This window comes from Lysinibacillus sp. CNPSo 3705 (assembly GCF_028674935.1).
Classification (GTDB): Bacteria; Bacillota; Bacilli; order Bacillales_A; family Planococcaceae; genus Lysinibacillus.
Genome location: NZ_JAQZSD010000087.1, coordinates 1 through 13,867 on the forward strand (window position 1 = coordinate 1; position 13,867 = coordinate 13,867).

Annotated in this window: 15 protein-coding genes; 10 read left to right on the forward strand and 5 right to left on the reverse strand. The window is 34.4% G+C overall.

Going from position 1 to position 13,867, the window contains the following annotated elements; all coding sequences use genetic code 11:
• Positions 1 to 27: 27 nt before the first annotated feature.
• Positions 28 to 537 carry a GNAT family N-acetyltransferase gene (locus PVA17_RS22505; protein WP_132356861.1) on the forward strand — a complete coding sequence of 170 codons (510 nt, stop codon included), beginning with the start codon at positions 28 to 30 and terminating at the stop codon, positions 535 to 537.
• Positions 538 to 798: 261 nt separating this feature from the next.
• Here PVA17_RS22505 and PVA17_RS22510 read toward each other — a convergent pair whose 3' ends face one another.
• Positions 799 to 1,668 (reverse strand): cation diffusion facilitator family transporter, encoded by an 870-nt coding sequence (locus tag PVA17_RS22510; protein ID WP_371873265.1) that lies wholly within the window; start codon positions 1,666 to 1,668, stop codon positions 799 to 801.
• A gap of 344 nt (positions 1,669 to 2,012) precedes the next feature.
• Between PVA17_RS22510 and PVA17_RS22515 the strand changes: the two genes are divergently transcribed.
• From PVA17_RS22515 to PVA17_RS22530, 4 genes are all read left to right on the forward strand, one after another.
• Positions 2,013 to 2,765 carry a GNAT family N-acetyltransferase gene (locus tag PVA17_RS22515; RefSeq protein WP_132356859.1) on the forward strand — a complete coding sequence of 251 codons (753 nt, stop codon included), beginning with the start codon at positions 2,013 to 2,015 and terminating at the stop codon, positions 2,763 to 2,765.
• A 271-nt stretch (positions 2,766 to 3,036) separates the two neighbouring features.
• Positions 3,037 to 3,375: a cupin domain-containing protein gene (locus tag PVA17_RS22520; protein WP_132356858.1), complete on the forward strand. Its 339-nt coding sequence runs from the start codon at positions 3,037 to 3,039 to the stop codon at positions 3,373 to 3,375.
• Between the two features lie 86 nt (positions 3,376 to 3,461).
• Positions 3,462 to 4,145 carry a VOC family protein gene (locus tag PVA17_RS22525; protein WP_132356857.1) on the forward strand — a complete coding sequence of 228 codons (684 nt, stop codon included), beginning with the start codon at positions 3,462 to 3,464 and terminating at the stop codon, positions 4,143 to 4,145.
• A 209-nt stretch (positions 4,146 to 4,354) separates the two neighbouring features.
• The gene (locus PVA17_RS22530) at positions 4,355 to 5,347 is read left to right on the forward strand and encodes a zinc-dependent alcohol dehydrogenase family protein (protein ID WP_132356856.1); all 993 of its coding nucleotides are present in this window, start codon (positions 4,355 to 4,357) and stop codon (positions 5,345 to 5,347) included.
• Between the two features lie 46 nt (positions 5,348 to 5,393).
• On the opposite strand, the gene PVA17_RS22535 is transcribed toward PVA17_RS22530, so the two are convergent.
• Together PVA17_RS22535 and PVA17_RS22540 are read right to left on the reverse strand one after the other, a co-directional pair.
• The gene (locus PVA17_RS22535; protein WP_274069035.1) at positions 5,394 to 5,591 is read right to left on the reverse strand and encodes a hypothetical protein; all 198 of its coding nucleotides are present in this window, start codon (positions 5,589 to 5,591) and stop codon (positions 5,394 to 5,396) included.
• 392 nt (positions 5,592 to 5,983) lie between these two features.
• Entirely contained in the window at positions 5,984 to 6,184 is a 201-nt protein-coding gene (locus PVA17_RS22540) for a pyridoxal-phosphate dependent enzyme (RefSeq protein ID WP_274069036.1), read from the reverse strand.
• 522 nt (positions 6,185 to 6,706) lie between these two features.
• Here PVA17_RS22540 and PVA17_RS22545 point away from each other — a divergent pair.
• The 5 genes from PVA17_RS22545 to PVA17_RS22565 all read left to right on the forward strand — a co-directional run bounded on the left by PVA17_RS22545 (position 6,707) and on the right by PVA17_RS22565 (position 10,323).
• Positions 6,707 to 7,465 (forward strand): formate/nitrite transporter family protein, encoded by a 759-nt coding sequence (locus PVA17_RS22545; protein WP_132356855.1) that lies wholly within the window; start codon positions 6,707 to 6,709, stop codon positions 7,463 to 7,465.
• A 298-nt stretch (positions 7,466 to 7,763) separates the two neighbouring features.
• Positions 7,764 to 8,027, forward strand: coding sequence for a hypothetical protein (locus PVA17_RS22550; protein ID WP_274069037.1), 264 nt, complete (start codon positions 7,764 to 7,766; stop codon positions 8,025 to 8,027).
• A gap of 106 nt (positions 8,028 to 8,133) precedes the next feature.
• Complete coding sequence (locus PVA17_RS22555; RefSeq protein WP_132356853.1) at positions 8,134 to 8,559, forward strand: GatB/YqeY domain-containing protein; 426 nt, start codon at positions 8,134 to 8,136, stop codon at positions 8,557 to 8,559.
• Between the two features lie 150 nt (positions 8,560 to 8,709).
• Entirely contained in the window at positions 8,710 to 9,309 is a 600-nt protein-coding gene (locus PVA17_RS22560; RefSeq protein ID WP_132356852.1) for a TetR/AcrR family transcriptional regulator, read from the forward strand.
• A 57-nt stretch (positions 9,310 to 9,366) separates the two neighbouring features.
• Entirely contained in the window at positions 9,367 to 10,323 is a 957-nt protein-coding gene (locus PVA17_RS22565; RefSeq protein ID WP_274069038.1) for an SDR family NAD(P)-dependent oxidoreductase, read from the forward strand.
• Between the two features lie 83 nt (positions 10,324 to 10,406).
• On the opposite strand, the gene PVA17_RS22570 is transcribed toward PVA17_RS22565, so the two are convergent.
• A complete protein-coding gene (locus tag PVA17_RS22570; protein ID WP_274069039.1) occupies positions 10,407 to 12,104 on the reverse strand; it encodes a methyl-accepting chemotaxis protein in 1,698 nt (565 codons plus the stop codon).
• Positions 12,082 to 13,731 (reverse strand): pyridoxal phosphate-dependent decarboxylase family protein, encoded by a 1,650-nt coding sequence (locus PVA17_RS22575; RefSeq protein ID WP_132356849.1) that lies wholly within the window; start codon positions 13,729 to 13,731, stop codon positions 12,082 to 12,084. Before PVA17_RS22575 ends, PVA17_RS22570 begins: the two co-directional genes overlap by 23 nt.
• Positions 13,732 to 13,867: the final 136 nt, after the last annotated feature.

The window sequence follows — 13,867 nt, forward strand, 5'->3', positions numbered from 1 at the left end:
ATTTACATATTTAAGGGGTGAACTAAATTGATAATTATGGAAACAGAAAGGTTAGAATTGCGACAATTACATGATGACAATATTTCTGTCCTTTACGCTATTTTTTCTGATGCTGAAACAATGAAGTATTATCCGTCTCCATTTAATTTAGAACAAACAAAAAATTGGATTAAAAAAAATAAACAAAGATATCAAGAAGATGGATATGGCTTATGGGCAGTATATTTAAAAGAATCGAATGAATTAATTGGAGATTGTGGCCTCGTTAAACAAATAGTAGATGGAAAAACTGAAGTGGAAGTGGGCTACCATATTCATAAAAAATATTGGTCTAACGGATACGCAACTGAGGCAGCTAAAAGTTGTGTGGAATATGGATTTTCACAGTTAGGGCAAGATAAATTAATAAGTATTATTGATCCTAAAAATGGACCATCAATTCGTGTGGCTGAAAAAAATGGCTTTATGAAGGAAAAGGAGACGTTTATTTTTAATAAAATTCATCATATATATTCCCTACAACGTTCAGAAATTTAACTTCCCTTCAGTAAATTTTTCAAATGACAGTTACAAATTTTCAGTATCGAAAGCGAAGCAACAGATGTTGTATTGCATTCATTTTTTCCTCCTCTTTTATAATGGGCAATTTCGTTACCAAACCAGATGATGGCTATTCACATCAATAATGCTTCAGGAGAAAGTTTGTCTTCCCCATAGCATCGTGCTTTTGAAAAAAATTAAATGTTTTTAGCGATAAAACAAATAACCAGGTACTTTAAAAAGACCTGGTTATTGGCATCATTCATTTATTTTTTCATTCTCCGGTTCTAGGTGAATCAGAATATTGGCTTGATGAAAATGGGTATTAATCTTTTCTTCAATACGATCACATAAATTATGAACGGTTTCAATGCTTTCATTTGATGCTACGACTAAATGGAAATCGATGTATTCTTCCGCCCCTGAACGTCTAGTTCGAAAATCGTGATACTCAATGTATTCATCTTTAAATGATTCAATAATTTGAATAATTTGCTCTTCCTCTTCCATCGATAATCGTGCATCCATTAAAGGAGGAAATGTTTCTTTCATCAGTTTGAAAGCTTCCATCATAATATAACTTGCTAATAATATTCCGATGATTGGATCTAAAATATACCAACCAGTTAAATGGACAATCAATAAACTCAATGCAACACCTAATGATGTATAGACATCTGTAAGTAGATGCAGTGCATTTGATTTCATGGCAACAGAGTTAGTATTCTTTGCAGTTCTATAAACAATTCTTGATACAAAAAAATTAATCAAGGCGCCAAATAACATGACTAGTATTCCTAAAACTGGGAGTTTTATTGGTGTGGGAGCGATAATTTTATGAATACACTCGTAAATAATCCAAATGCCAGCAACAAAAATTAAAAGTGTTTCAATTGTTCCAGAAATATTTTCAACCTTTCCGTGTCCGTAGGGGTGTTCTTTATCGGCTGGTTTACTGGAAATCCGTACGGAGAGAAAGGCAATAAAAGAGGCGAGTAAGTCTAGAAGTGAATGGATTGCCTCCGATACAATTGCAACTGATCCTGTGAACAATCCAACAATAATTTTTAATATGACAACAGTTGAATTACTTAAAACTGATAAAAATGCAATTTTTGATGAATTCACCAGAAATCACCTCCTGATAATATGATACCAAGTAAACTTTGAGTGGGTCTATAGCAACGTTTTTTCCTATCTCCGATTAAATAACTAGTGTGAAAAAAAGTTGCGTAAAGGAAAGATAAAACCATCTTTTTTTTTAATGCAGTTACGTATGTTAAAGCGATAGAAGAATAATGACTATATTATGTGTAGATACGATAAGGTTTACTTAAAAAAATAAAGTGATAAATTTATTTAAATTGTTCGCTTTTTTGTCGTGAACTCCAGATTATAGACTATCCATTTTCTACCTTCGATATACTAAAATAGTAGTATCAAATTAGATTAGTAAAGAGGCGAATAGTAAAGTGGATTATATTCAAATTACTAGAAATAATATTGAACTGGAACATATATGTTGCGCACTCGGTTCAAAGCAATACGAAGAAGCGGTAAAGGAAAAGAAAGAATGGTTGATGAACCGTATGGATGAGGGGCTAGTTTTTTATCGTTTAAACGCCCGGGCAAAAGTGTTTATTGAATATTTACCGGCAAATCAAGCTTGGGTTCCTATCGATGCACCGAATTATATGTATATCAATTGCCTATGGGTTTCAGGGAAATTCAAAAATCAAAAGCATGCTAGACAATTGATTGAAAAGTGTAAGGAAGATGCATTAGCGCAAGGTATGGATGGCATCGTCCATATAGTAGGAGAGAAAAAGCTTCCATTTCTAAGTGATAAGCGTTTTTTTGAACATTTGGGATTTGAAATGGTAGATCAAGCAGCACCTTATTTTCAGCTAGCTGTCTATAAATTTAACGATTATGCCGACGATCCTTCCTTTAAACCGCAGGTGAAAAATGCTTTATCGAATAGCAGTGGTATTGTGATATACTTCACTGCCCAATGCCCTTTTGCAGTTGGCGTTATAGATGATTTAAAAAAATTGGCTGAGAAAAGGGGCATTCCTTTTCATGCATATCAACTAAGGACGAAAGATGAAGCACAGAATGCACCTATCATATGGACAACCTTTGGGTTATTTTACAATGGTCATTTTATGACACATGAAATACAGAGTGCCAACAAGTTCGAAAAATTTTTAAATACTTTATGAAAAGGGGATTTATGTCCTTTTCATGAACATTAAAATTAGAGCAAATAAACAAATACCTACAATAGAACCTACAGTAAACGACCAGGAAAAATAATCAAAAAAGATATATGCAATGAATAATGCCAGAACAAAGCCGAGAGCAGTGCCCAGCAATTGTTTTTTTATATGCAACGATCCCACTCCCTACTGGTAAAAATACTCATTTTATATTTTATAGAAAAATTAGGAAAATATCCATAATAATCAAAATAAAAGGAAGGTGAAATTAGTTTTGAAAATTAGCAAACAGTATGCAGAACATTACAGATGGGGAGAACAATGTGACGGTTGGCATTTAGTGAAAAATAATGATCTCAGTATTATTCATGAGCGTATGCCTGCTAAAACAGTAGAGGTAAATCATTATCACCATCATGCACAACAATTTTTCTTTGTACTATCTGGAACAGCAACAATGGATATCGACGGAGAACGAATGGTGTTACAAAAGAATGAAGGAATTGAAGTGCCACCCCTTAAACCTCACCAGATGCGTAATGATTCGGAAGAAGAGGTAGAGTTTTTAGTCATTTCACAACCAAATAGCAGAGGGGATCGTACCCAACTATAAAGTATTTTTCATTCTTTTGCATGAGGTAGATATTTATTTTAGTAAGTATAGTAAATGCTAATAATTGCAAAGGAGATGTTTTACGAATGAAGATTACAAAGGTGATACTATATGTGTATGATATACATAAAATGAAGGGATTTTACTGCAATCATTTAGGATTTTCATTAATACAGAATACGGATAATTTTTTTGATATAGCTGTTGGTGAAAGTGTTATTACTTTTGAAAAAATACCGCATTTGGTAAAAAAACAATATCATTTTGCGTTAAATATTCCATGTAATTTATTTAAACAAGCGAAAAGCTGGGTAAAAGAATATGCAGAATTATTATTGTCAGAGGGACAGGATGAAGTATATTTTGATACATTAAAGGCTTACTCATGTTATTTTTTTGATCCAGAAGGAAATATTATTGAGCTTATTTCAAGGCAGGAAGTAAATCCAAAACAGGATGCAGAGTATTTTTCACCCAAGCATGTACTAAATATTGCCGAAATGAATTTAACGACGGATGCTATTTATTTAGTAGCTGATCGTTTAAAAGAATACGGTATAACGCCAATGAATCATAACGAGATTCGCTCAAATGCTCTCACATTTATGGGGAATTATGAGGATGGAGCAAATTTACTTTTAGGACCAAGTGAACGTGTTTGGTATTTTTCTAACAAAAAAGCAATTGTTAGTCCTATTAAGATAGAAATTAATAAAAATTTGCAAATATGTATGACCGAAGACGGTGATTTTACCATTTCACAGCTTTAAAACACCATCAGAGCATTAAATCTCCTTATAATTGTCATTGAATAAAAAAGTATTTTTATTCGAAAAGTGATTAGGGGAATATTTAATATTCGCACATAAAAGCCCGATGAAGACAATGATCGGTGAGGATAAGGAAAACTTCTCTAGAAGGTTTCATTTTGGAGTAGTTGCAAAAAATGCTATTAATCAAGTATAAAGGAGTTAATTTTTTGAAAGCTAAAAGCATTAAATTATATGAATTTGGAAGCCCTCGGGAAGTTCTAAAGTTTGAAAATAAAACGATTCACCCCCCTCAAGAACAAGAAATTCTTGTTCGAATGCTGGCGCGACCTATTAACCCTTCAGATTTAATACCAATATGGGGGAGTTATGCTCATCGAATTTCTTTACCAACTATTCCTGGCTATGAAGGGGTTGGTATTGTAGAGGCTGTAGGTCCGTATGTTTCTCAGGATCTTATTGGAAAGCGTGTATTACCTTTACGAGGAGAAGGAACTTGGCAGGAGATTGTAAAAACAAGTGCAGAATTTGCAGTGCTTATTCCCAATTCAATAGATGATTTTACTGCAGCGCAAATGTATATCAATCCAATGACAGCTTGGGTAACATGTACGGATATATTACAATTGCAGCCAAATGATGTTTTATTAGTGAATGCCTGTGGGTCCGCAATTGGGCACATATTTGCTCAGCTAGCAAAATTGTTAGGTTTTCAACTAATCGCGGTAACGAGAAATAATAGACATACGGACGATTTAATTCAGCTTGGCGCTTCCTATGTAATAGATACTTCAGTAGCACCGCTCTATGAGACAGTAATGGAACTAACAAATGGCAATGGGGCTAATGCCGCAATTGATTCTATTGGGGGAGCAGCAGGTAACGATCTTGCCTGCTGTCTGAAAGCTGGAGGAAATTTTTTAGCGATTGGTCTTTTATCAGGTGTACAAGTGAATTGGCAAAGAATCGTTAAAGAGGCGAATGTAAAGGCAAATATGTTTCATTTACGTCATTGGAACAAGCAAGTTTCGATAGAAAGATGGCAAAGTACATTTCATCACTTAATCAATTTAGTTAATAGTGGTAAGTTAAACATGATGGCAGTGGATTCTCATTATGATTTATTAGACATTAAAAATGCGATAACGGCCGTTGAATCGTCTAAAAATACTAAAGGAAAGATTTTTTTAACAAGCTATTGAAATGAACGAAGGGTAATGTATTTAACCCTTCGTTTTTTTTAGATGTCTAAACTACTTCGTATTCCGATGCGCTTGTTTCAAAAATAAATAAATATCGTAGACCACAATCCGTTTCCATTTGTTCTCTGGACGTTTTGCAAGGGCTGTAGCGGTAAATAGAGCGGCCCCTAAATGAAGTACCTACTAGTATACGATCGGACTTCACAACAGCACGTGCCACCTCATAAGCTTGTTCAATTTCCACCCCGAGTACTTCATCAATTATTTCTAAATGAACATTCGAAAGCGCGCGAGCCTCGTCAGCATCGGAGAAGCGGTGATGATTTCAATGATATCTGGATTATTCACTGTTGCAATGGAATTAACAGCAGGCCCCATACCAATAATCTGAATAGCTTTATTTTTAGGTTTTAAATATGCACCAGCACCACTTATCGTACCACCTGTGCCAATTGCTGCTACAAAAATACCATTTTGCCCGTCTGTATCCTTCCTGACTTCAGGATTAGTTGTTAACTTATGAATATTTGGGTTGGCATCAATATCAAGCTGATTTAAAATACAATATTTTCTTCTTGTTCAACGACTGTTTGTTGAAATACATTAATCGTTTCAACAAAGTCACCATCTGTTTCCTCAAAGATAGCTACCATTTCTGGAACATCTGAAAATGGTACAACCTCCGTTCCGTTTAACTACCTTTGTTTGCTCTTCACTTACACCATCCTGCATGTAAATTCGAAGCTTATAGCCTTTTGCAGCTGCAATTGCTGCTAGACCAATACTTGTATTGCCACTAGTTGTTTCAATTATTGTTTTATCCTTTGCCAACACCACGAGCTTCAGCATCCTCAATCATCGCTTTAGCAACACGGTACTTCACACTATTAGCAGGATTAAAATACTCTAGCTTTACAATAATTTCGGCTTCTAGCTGTTGCTCTTTTACATAATGATTTAATGCTACTTATTTTGTAGGAATTGCTGGGATCGTATCAATATAAATCCATATCAACAATAAAATCACTAATAGAAGTATTAAATAATTTGAAAAAAGTATTCATCAAAAATTATTCTTGGTTTAGTACTGCGAGAAATACGAATTATTCTTAACTATGCCTATGCGAAAGCGGGTAACTCGAAATACAAATTGGTCTTCACAGAAAGTAATAGTGCATGATTATATGTATATTTGGAGGAATTTACTTTAAATTTGCTAATTAACGATATTTTGGAATAATAATTTGTTAAAATGTAAGCCTTGTATAAAAGTTGGTTAGAGTCGAAACCGATGACTACTTAAGACCAGCGTAAAAATGAGTTATTAAATTAGCTTGATGTTGTTTGGGAGATGAAAGTATGAAAGAGACAATTTCTTCAGTTTGTATTACAGCTGAAACAAAAATTAACATGATGAAGCAAAAGCCTGCTAATTATTTATTGTTAGCTATTTTCGGCGGACTTTTTATCGGATTTGGCATTTTGCTCATCACTACTATTGGGGGCTTATTAAGTCCGACTGGGGTACCGAGTATGAAGATCGTACAAGGGTTATCGTTTGGTGTGGCACTTAGTATGGTCATGATGGCTGGAGCCAATTTATTTACCGGTGATAATCTAGTTTTAACGGTTAGTACACTATCAAAAAAATCATCACCATTAGAGATGTTGGGCATTTGGACATTTAGTTACATAGGAAACTTCTTTGGTTCTTTGTTAGCAGCCGCATTATTTTTTTACTCGGGGCTAGCAGGCGGAGACATAGCAGCTTATATTGAAAAACTAGCTACAGCTAAGATGAGTGGTAGCTTCGTTGAACTTTTATGTCGAGGTATTTTATGTAATTTGCTAGTATGCTTGGCCGTATGGTGCACTTATAAATTAAAAACAGAGACTGGAAAATTAGTGATGATTTTCTGCTGTATTTTCCCTTTTGTTACAATTGGATTTGAGCATTGTATAGCAAATATGACATTGTTTTCTCTTGCGCTCCTCATACCTCATGGTGAACTAGTATCGTTTAGTGGAGCCATTTCAAATTTATTACCTGTTACAATAGGTAATATTATTGGTGGAGCTGTTATTGGTTTTGTTTATTGGGTAAATGGCAGAGATTAACAAATCACTAGATATTGCTAATGCAATTAGTTTCATTGGAGTAAAATACTGGTGCCATGGCAATTTGAGAAGTGCTTGTAAGGATCTGTTTATAACAGGAATATAAAGAGATACGATTATATCAAGTGAAATTAACGGATGAAAGACAAATTCCATCTCTTGATACTTTGACTTTAAGATAAATCGTAGATAGAATGAAAGGTAGAGTTGCTTATGTAACTCTACCTATTTTTATTGTGATTAATGCGTGAAATTAATAGATAATGTAATAAATATTAAAGAGAGGAGGAACTCAAAAATGGAACAAGAAGTCAACCAACATACGATTCTTCAAGCAATTTTAGAGCTTTCAAAGCAAATGCAAGACATGAAATCGGATCTTCAACAACAAATCGAAGCAGTTGAGAAGAGATTAGAAGAAAAAATCGAAGCGTGGGAAAAAAGAATAGACAAAGTTGAACAAAATTTAAGTCGAAAAATTGATCTTGTAGATGCAAAATTTGATATTATATCATCGGATTTAATAACGACAAAAGCTGAAGTATCTATGCTTAACAAGTAAATAGAATTAATTATGCTCCGGCATAATTTTGTGACACACGCTACCGTATCCCTAAAGGTTACGGTATTTTTTTATGGTATAATGATGTCACGAAGGAGTGAAAACATTGTTAAAAACAGAAGTATTTGAACAATTAAAACAGGCAATGAGAGAAAAGAATGTATTAGCAAAAGGCGTATTATCGCTTTTGAAGTCTGCTCTAGATTTAGCTGAAAAAGAAAAGGGGGAGGCTTTATCGTCTGAAGAGGAAATGGCTATTATTAATCGTGAAGTGAAGCAAACAAATCAGGCTTTAGAGGGTGCTCAAAATGCAGGGCGAGCGGACTTAATTGAAAAAGAAGAAGCAAAATTAGCACTTTTAAAATCATTTTTACCGAAGCAATTAACTGAAGAAGAAATTGCAGAAAAACTTGTGGCAGCAGGCATTGCGAAAGGAATGAACATGGGGGAAGCAATGAAAATTGCCAAACCCTTGTTAACTGGTCAGGCTGAAGGCGCTGTTATTTCAAAAGTTGTGAAAAGTTTAATTTAAAGTTGTTAGAAACAATCTCCTACTCTCAAGTGGTAAGAGATTGTTTTTTAGCTCCCGAAATTATTTTTGTTCCATGTTCGTGTCATATTGAAAAAAAATGAACACAACTATATACTATTCATTAACCACTGGTCAATAAGGGGGATAATCATGTCGCCACGTAAGCCGTCAACAAAAGATTTGACGAAAGAAATGATTATAAATGAGGCTCATAAGCAATTTATCACCAAGGACTTTCACCAAGTATCAATGCGTAGTATTGCGAAAGAGCTTGGTTGTAGTCATGGGGCTATTTACTATCATTTTAAAAATAAAGCAGAAATATTTTATGCAATAGTAAGTGACTATTTTTCTGAACTAAATAATACTTTAGATGAAAATATGAACGGTCCTGAGGATCATTATACTAAACTGCTAAATGTTTTTGTAGGCTTTATGGCGTTTGGCTTAAATAATCAAAGTCAGTATGAATTAATGTTTATTATGAGAGATAGTGAAATTGATGGGCTATCACAAGAGGCAGCGAACCTTAGTTATGAAAAATTTGCACAAGCTGTACAGTCCTTATCAAGGAAAGAACTGCTGATTTCAGATATACATTCTACATTTATTGCTCTTCATGGATTTGTTACACATTATCGTCATTATGTAAAAAATTATGAGGAAGCTAAAGAAGCAGTGGATATACATGCAAAATTTCTTATTAAGGCTTTAACACATATTGAAAGTAGCTCTAGTAAAAAAATCTAGAGCTTCATTTAAGAGTTATTTTGACCACTGGTTAATGAATAGGGGAGGTAATTTAATTTGCAAACAGCATTGGTTATTGGGGCATCTGGTGGTATGGGATATGCACTAGTAAATGAACTAGTAAGTCGAAATATACAGGTGAAGGCATTTGCTAGAAATAAAGAAAAGTTAGTTGCACTTTTTCAGCATCACAAAAATGTAGAAATCATTTCGGGTGATGTATTTAATGAACAGGATTTGATGAAAGCTTCAAATGGTGTGGATATTATTTTTCATGCTATTAGCTTTCCATATCAAGATTGGGAAAAACTCCATATGCGATGCGTAGACATGGTGATTAACATAGCAGAAAGAAGAGGAGCGAAAATTGCACTAGTAGATAATATTTATGCTTATGGAAGACAATCAACAAACCCTGTAATAGAGCAAGCTAAAAAGGAACCACAAACGAAAAAAGGGAAAATTCGTTTAATGATGGAAAATAAATTAAAAAACAGTAATGTACCTTCGTTAATTGTGCATTTCCCGGATTTATACGGACCGAATGCAGAGAATACTATACTCTATGACACGTTAAAAAATGTAGCACAAGGTAAAAAAGCCAATTTTGTAGGAAATATGCAGGTAAAAAGGGAATTCCTTTATACAGTTGATGGCGCAAAGGCTATGGTTGAGCTTGCTTTACGTGACGACACATATAATCAGAATTGGAACGTGCCAGCCGTTCATCCAATTACAGGGGAAGAACTAGTAAAAATTTTACGTGAAATTACGGGTTACAAAAAAGGCATTCGTACAATTTCTAAAGGCATGGTCCAATTTATTGGAGCATTTAACCCTAATATGAGGGAAGTGGTCGAAATGTTGTATTTAACCGAAGAACCAGTCATTTTAAGTGGGAAAAAATACGAAAAGGAAATAGGCCCTTTACCACGTACCTCATATCGAGTAGGGTTAGAAGAAACGATTGCCTGGATGAACAAGAGAACATTAAAATTAGAGAAGAACTTTTAAGCGTTAAGGAAAAAATCCGCATAATCTTCTAAAGGCAAAACTCACCTTTAGAAAATATAGCGGATTTTTGATATTCGTTATTCTTATAATTTAAATTTTTGTATGATATTACGAAGTTCCTGTGCCATCTCAGCTAAATTATTTGAAGACGCCGTAATCTCCTCAATACTAGCTGACTGCTCCTCGGAAGCGGCAGCTACATTTTGAATGTTTCCTGATGCTTGAACAGCGATTACACCAACTTCTTCTACAGAAACGGCAATGTTGCTAACCCCGTCATTAATATTGGAAATGATATTATTGACAGCATCCATTTCTTGAGTAAGAGAAGTAATATGCGAATATATTTCTTTAAAGGCTTCACCTGATTCATTAAACGTAATGGAGCTGTCTTCAAGGTTGCTGTTACTAATTGCCATAGATTTTACAGCTTGTACAGACTCTTCCTTAATCGTTTCAATACGTGTTCGAATACTGTTGGTTGCCGCTAATGATTGGTCAGCAAGTTTTCGTACTTCTTCAGCAACAACCGCGAAGCCTTTACCATGCTCACCAGCACGTGCTGCTTCAATAGAAGCATTTAGAGCGAGTAAATTTGTTTGATCTGTAATCTCATTAATTAAGGTTACAATGTCGCCAATCTCATTTGAGTATGTGCTTAAACGTTCCACAACTTTTGAAGCCTCTTGAATAGCATTAGATGTGACAACCATCTTTTCTGTAGCACTTTGAATCGTCGTATTGCCTTTTTCTGAAATTGAAGAGGCACTAAATGCTTTAGTAGTGGCATCATTCACGCTCGATACAACTTCTGACATCTTTGTGGAGATTGTCGTAATATGACTTTCTACTTCTTCAATAGCGGAAGTTTGTTTATCTGATCCTGCAGCTACTTCTTGCATTGAAGATGTAATTTGTTGAATTGAGGCACTTGTTTGCTCAGAACCTGCCGATAATTCTTCAGACATAGCAGCTACTTGCTCAGCATTTTCAGCAATTTGTTGAATAAGTGAGCGTAAATCTTCTGTCATATTTTCAATGCCTTCAGAAAGCTGTGCAATTTCATTAGAACCCTTTATTTCAAGTGGTTCAACGGCTAAATCTCCTTGTGCCACCTTACCAACATAGTTAGTCATATTTTTAATTGGCTTTATAATGCCTTTACTAATGAAATAAGCCACAATAAAACCGAATATCAAAAACATCACGGTCATAATAATACAAGTCCAAAGGGTTTTCGTTTGAAGTTTAGAAATGAAGGAAGCGTCCATATCTAAACCAAAAAGAATATCCGTATCTTTAAATGGTATAAAAATGGATTTATGAATACCGTACTCATCTTTATAAATATCACTAGATTGAACGGTTCCAGTATTTAGTGCTTCATTCATGTCCTTAGTAAAAACATAGCTCTCTTGATAATTATCTTTCTTACTTAATGCCACAATATGTTCTTTGCCATTTGCACGTGAAAGAATGTAAGCATTTTGAATATCGTACTCGTCCATTGTTTCATTTAACTTATTTAATATATCTTCATATTTATCTTTTTCGCCGTTATCTGCAGCTTGGACATCTTCTTTATCTATATCATCAAAAATTGTTTGAGATATTACCTCTAATGATGACTCAAATTGTGTAATAACAAAATTATCGATAATCTGATAAGACGAAATAAATAATACGATACTAAATATTACCGAAATAATAGCAATTGGAATAGTAAAACTAGCAATATATTTATAGAGTAAAGAGCTTTTAAATTTTTTGACTATACTCAACTTTAACATCCTCCAATACTTTCACCTTTTGTTGTAAAAAATGAATCATATCACTAATATGTTCTGTCTCTGTATAAGGAGAGATTGAAAAGAATTTTGCGGCAGCGACTGGAATTTGTTGTTTTGTATCGCTAGTGTTGACAGTGCAAACTCGTGTAGTATCACCGAAAAATACTTCGTCGCGACCTTCTCCTATAATTTCAAATAAAGAAGCGTTAAGGCCATTAATATATTCAATCTGATCTTGTGTATAGCTACCTGATTGTTCAGCTTTCCAATTAAAGCCTTCAGGATATAAACGAAATGCTGTAACTGGTCCAATATTAGACTCATTGACTACTTGTAACATTGGCGTTTTCTCAGCTAACTGCGCACGGAATGCTAAATTTACACGCACATAATTTGCTAAAATTTGTTGGTAACCTTCTTTGCCAAACGCCTGTAATGCAGCGTAAATAGCAATTGAACTACCCATACGAGAGCATTCTAATGTATAACCTGTATGATAAGAACCATAACCTCGGTTACCAACATAAGGTGTGTCGAAGTCCTCGATATCTAATAGTTGTAAATGCTTTCCTTCTTTTATTAGGAATAAGCTTGTTAAATAAGGCGTTTGACCAAGCTTTTGGAAGTCGAAGCAAAGGCTATCTGCAATAGGTAGATATTGCATACGTTCTTTAATTTGTTCCAGTGCTTGTAAAACATTAGTCTCTAACTGAAGTGGATTTGCCTTAAAATCATAATCATTGAAAAATGCGTAAAAACCACCTAAAGCTGAATCAGCGTGAATATGTATAGGTTTTAATGAATGTTTTTGTTCAAGGTCAGTTGTAACTTTTTTGATTGCTTGTACATCATCAATGGCAAACTGATCTGTAGCGCCTGTTGTAGCAACTACGTACACTGGAATACCACCATTTTCGATCACTTCAGTCATACGCATACGTAAATCTTCGATATCCATTGAATGGTCTTTGCCAGCTTTAATACGAATTAAATGTTTGCTACCAATGCCTACTGCTTCAATTGATTTTAATAAGCTGTAATGTGCATTTTCTGAAGCAAAGCAATATAAATTATTTGGGACGCCATCTTCTTTTGCGTTAGGGAATTGTTTAGCAATCGCAAGACGAAGTCCACTGAAAACTGCCCCTTGTCCACCCCAAGTTGTGTAACCAAAGCTTTGAGTATAGTCGTAGCCAACTAATTTCGACATCATTGCTACTACCTTTACCTCACATTCTGCGGCAGCAGGTCCGTATACATCCCATAGATTGTTACCGTTAAGCAGCGCATTTGTAAATTGTCCTAATATACCAGGAATGCTAGCCATCGGTAAAACATTTGTTACAAAGTTACGTGTATGGTAAGGATGACCTTGCATTAATTGCGTTAAATCATTCACAACCTGATCAAGTCCGACACCTGAAGTTGGTACTTGATTTTCTTGCATTAACTCTTTATAGAAGTTGTCAGAGCGCTCTTTCATTGGTCCAAGAGTTGTAGTTTTTGGGTTTTTTAACTCATCTAATGAAGTAACAATTTTCTCTAATAAGGATAAAAAATTCTCTCTTTGTTCGATATTACCATCTTCGCTTTGGAATAATTGTTGGATTTTTTTCATGGTCATCATCCTTTTTAGTTCATTTTTCCTCTATTTTTCAGTTAACAAAAATAGGTCGTTTTACTAAAATTATAATAACATATTATAACAAAAAATGAATTTATATTTTATAGGATAATTATTTTCAGTTATTTCC

Bases quoted from the DNA above. Each gene is read 5' to 3' on its own strand.
- PVA17_RS22525 (WP_132356857.1), top strand. From the start codon at position 3,462: ATGAAGATTACAAAGGTGATACTATATGTGTATGATATACATAAAATG.
- PVA17_RS22575 (WP_132356849.1), bottom strand. From the start codon at position 13,731: ATGAAAAAAATCCAACAATTATTCCAAAGCGAAGATGGTAATATCGAA.
- PVA17_RS22560 (WP_132356852.1), top strand. From the start codon at position 8,710: ATGTCGCCACGTAAGCCGTCAACAAAAGATTTGACGAAAGAAATGATT.
- PVA17_RS22545 (WP_132356855.1), top strand. From the start codon at position 6,707: ATGAAAGAGACAATTTCTTCAGTTTGTATTACAGCTGAAACAAAAATT.
- PVA17_RS22550 (WP_274069037.1), top strand. From the start codon at position 7,764: ATGGAACAAGAAGTCAACCAACATACGATTCTTCAAGCAATTTTAGAG.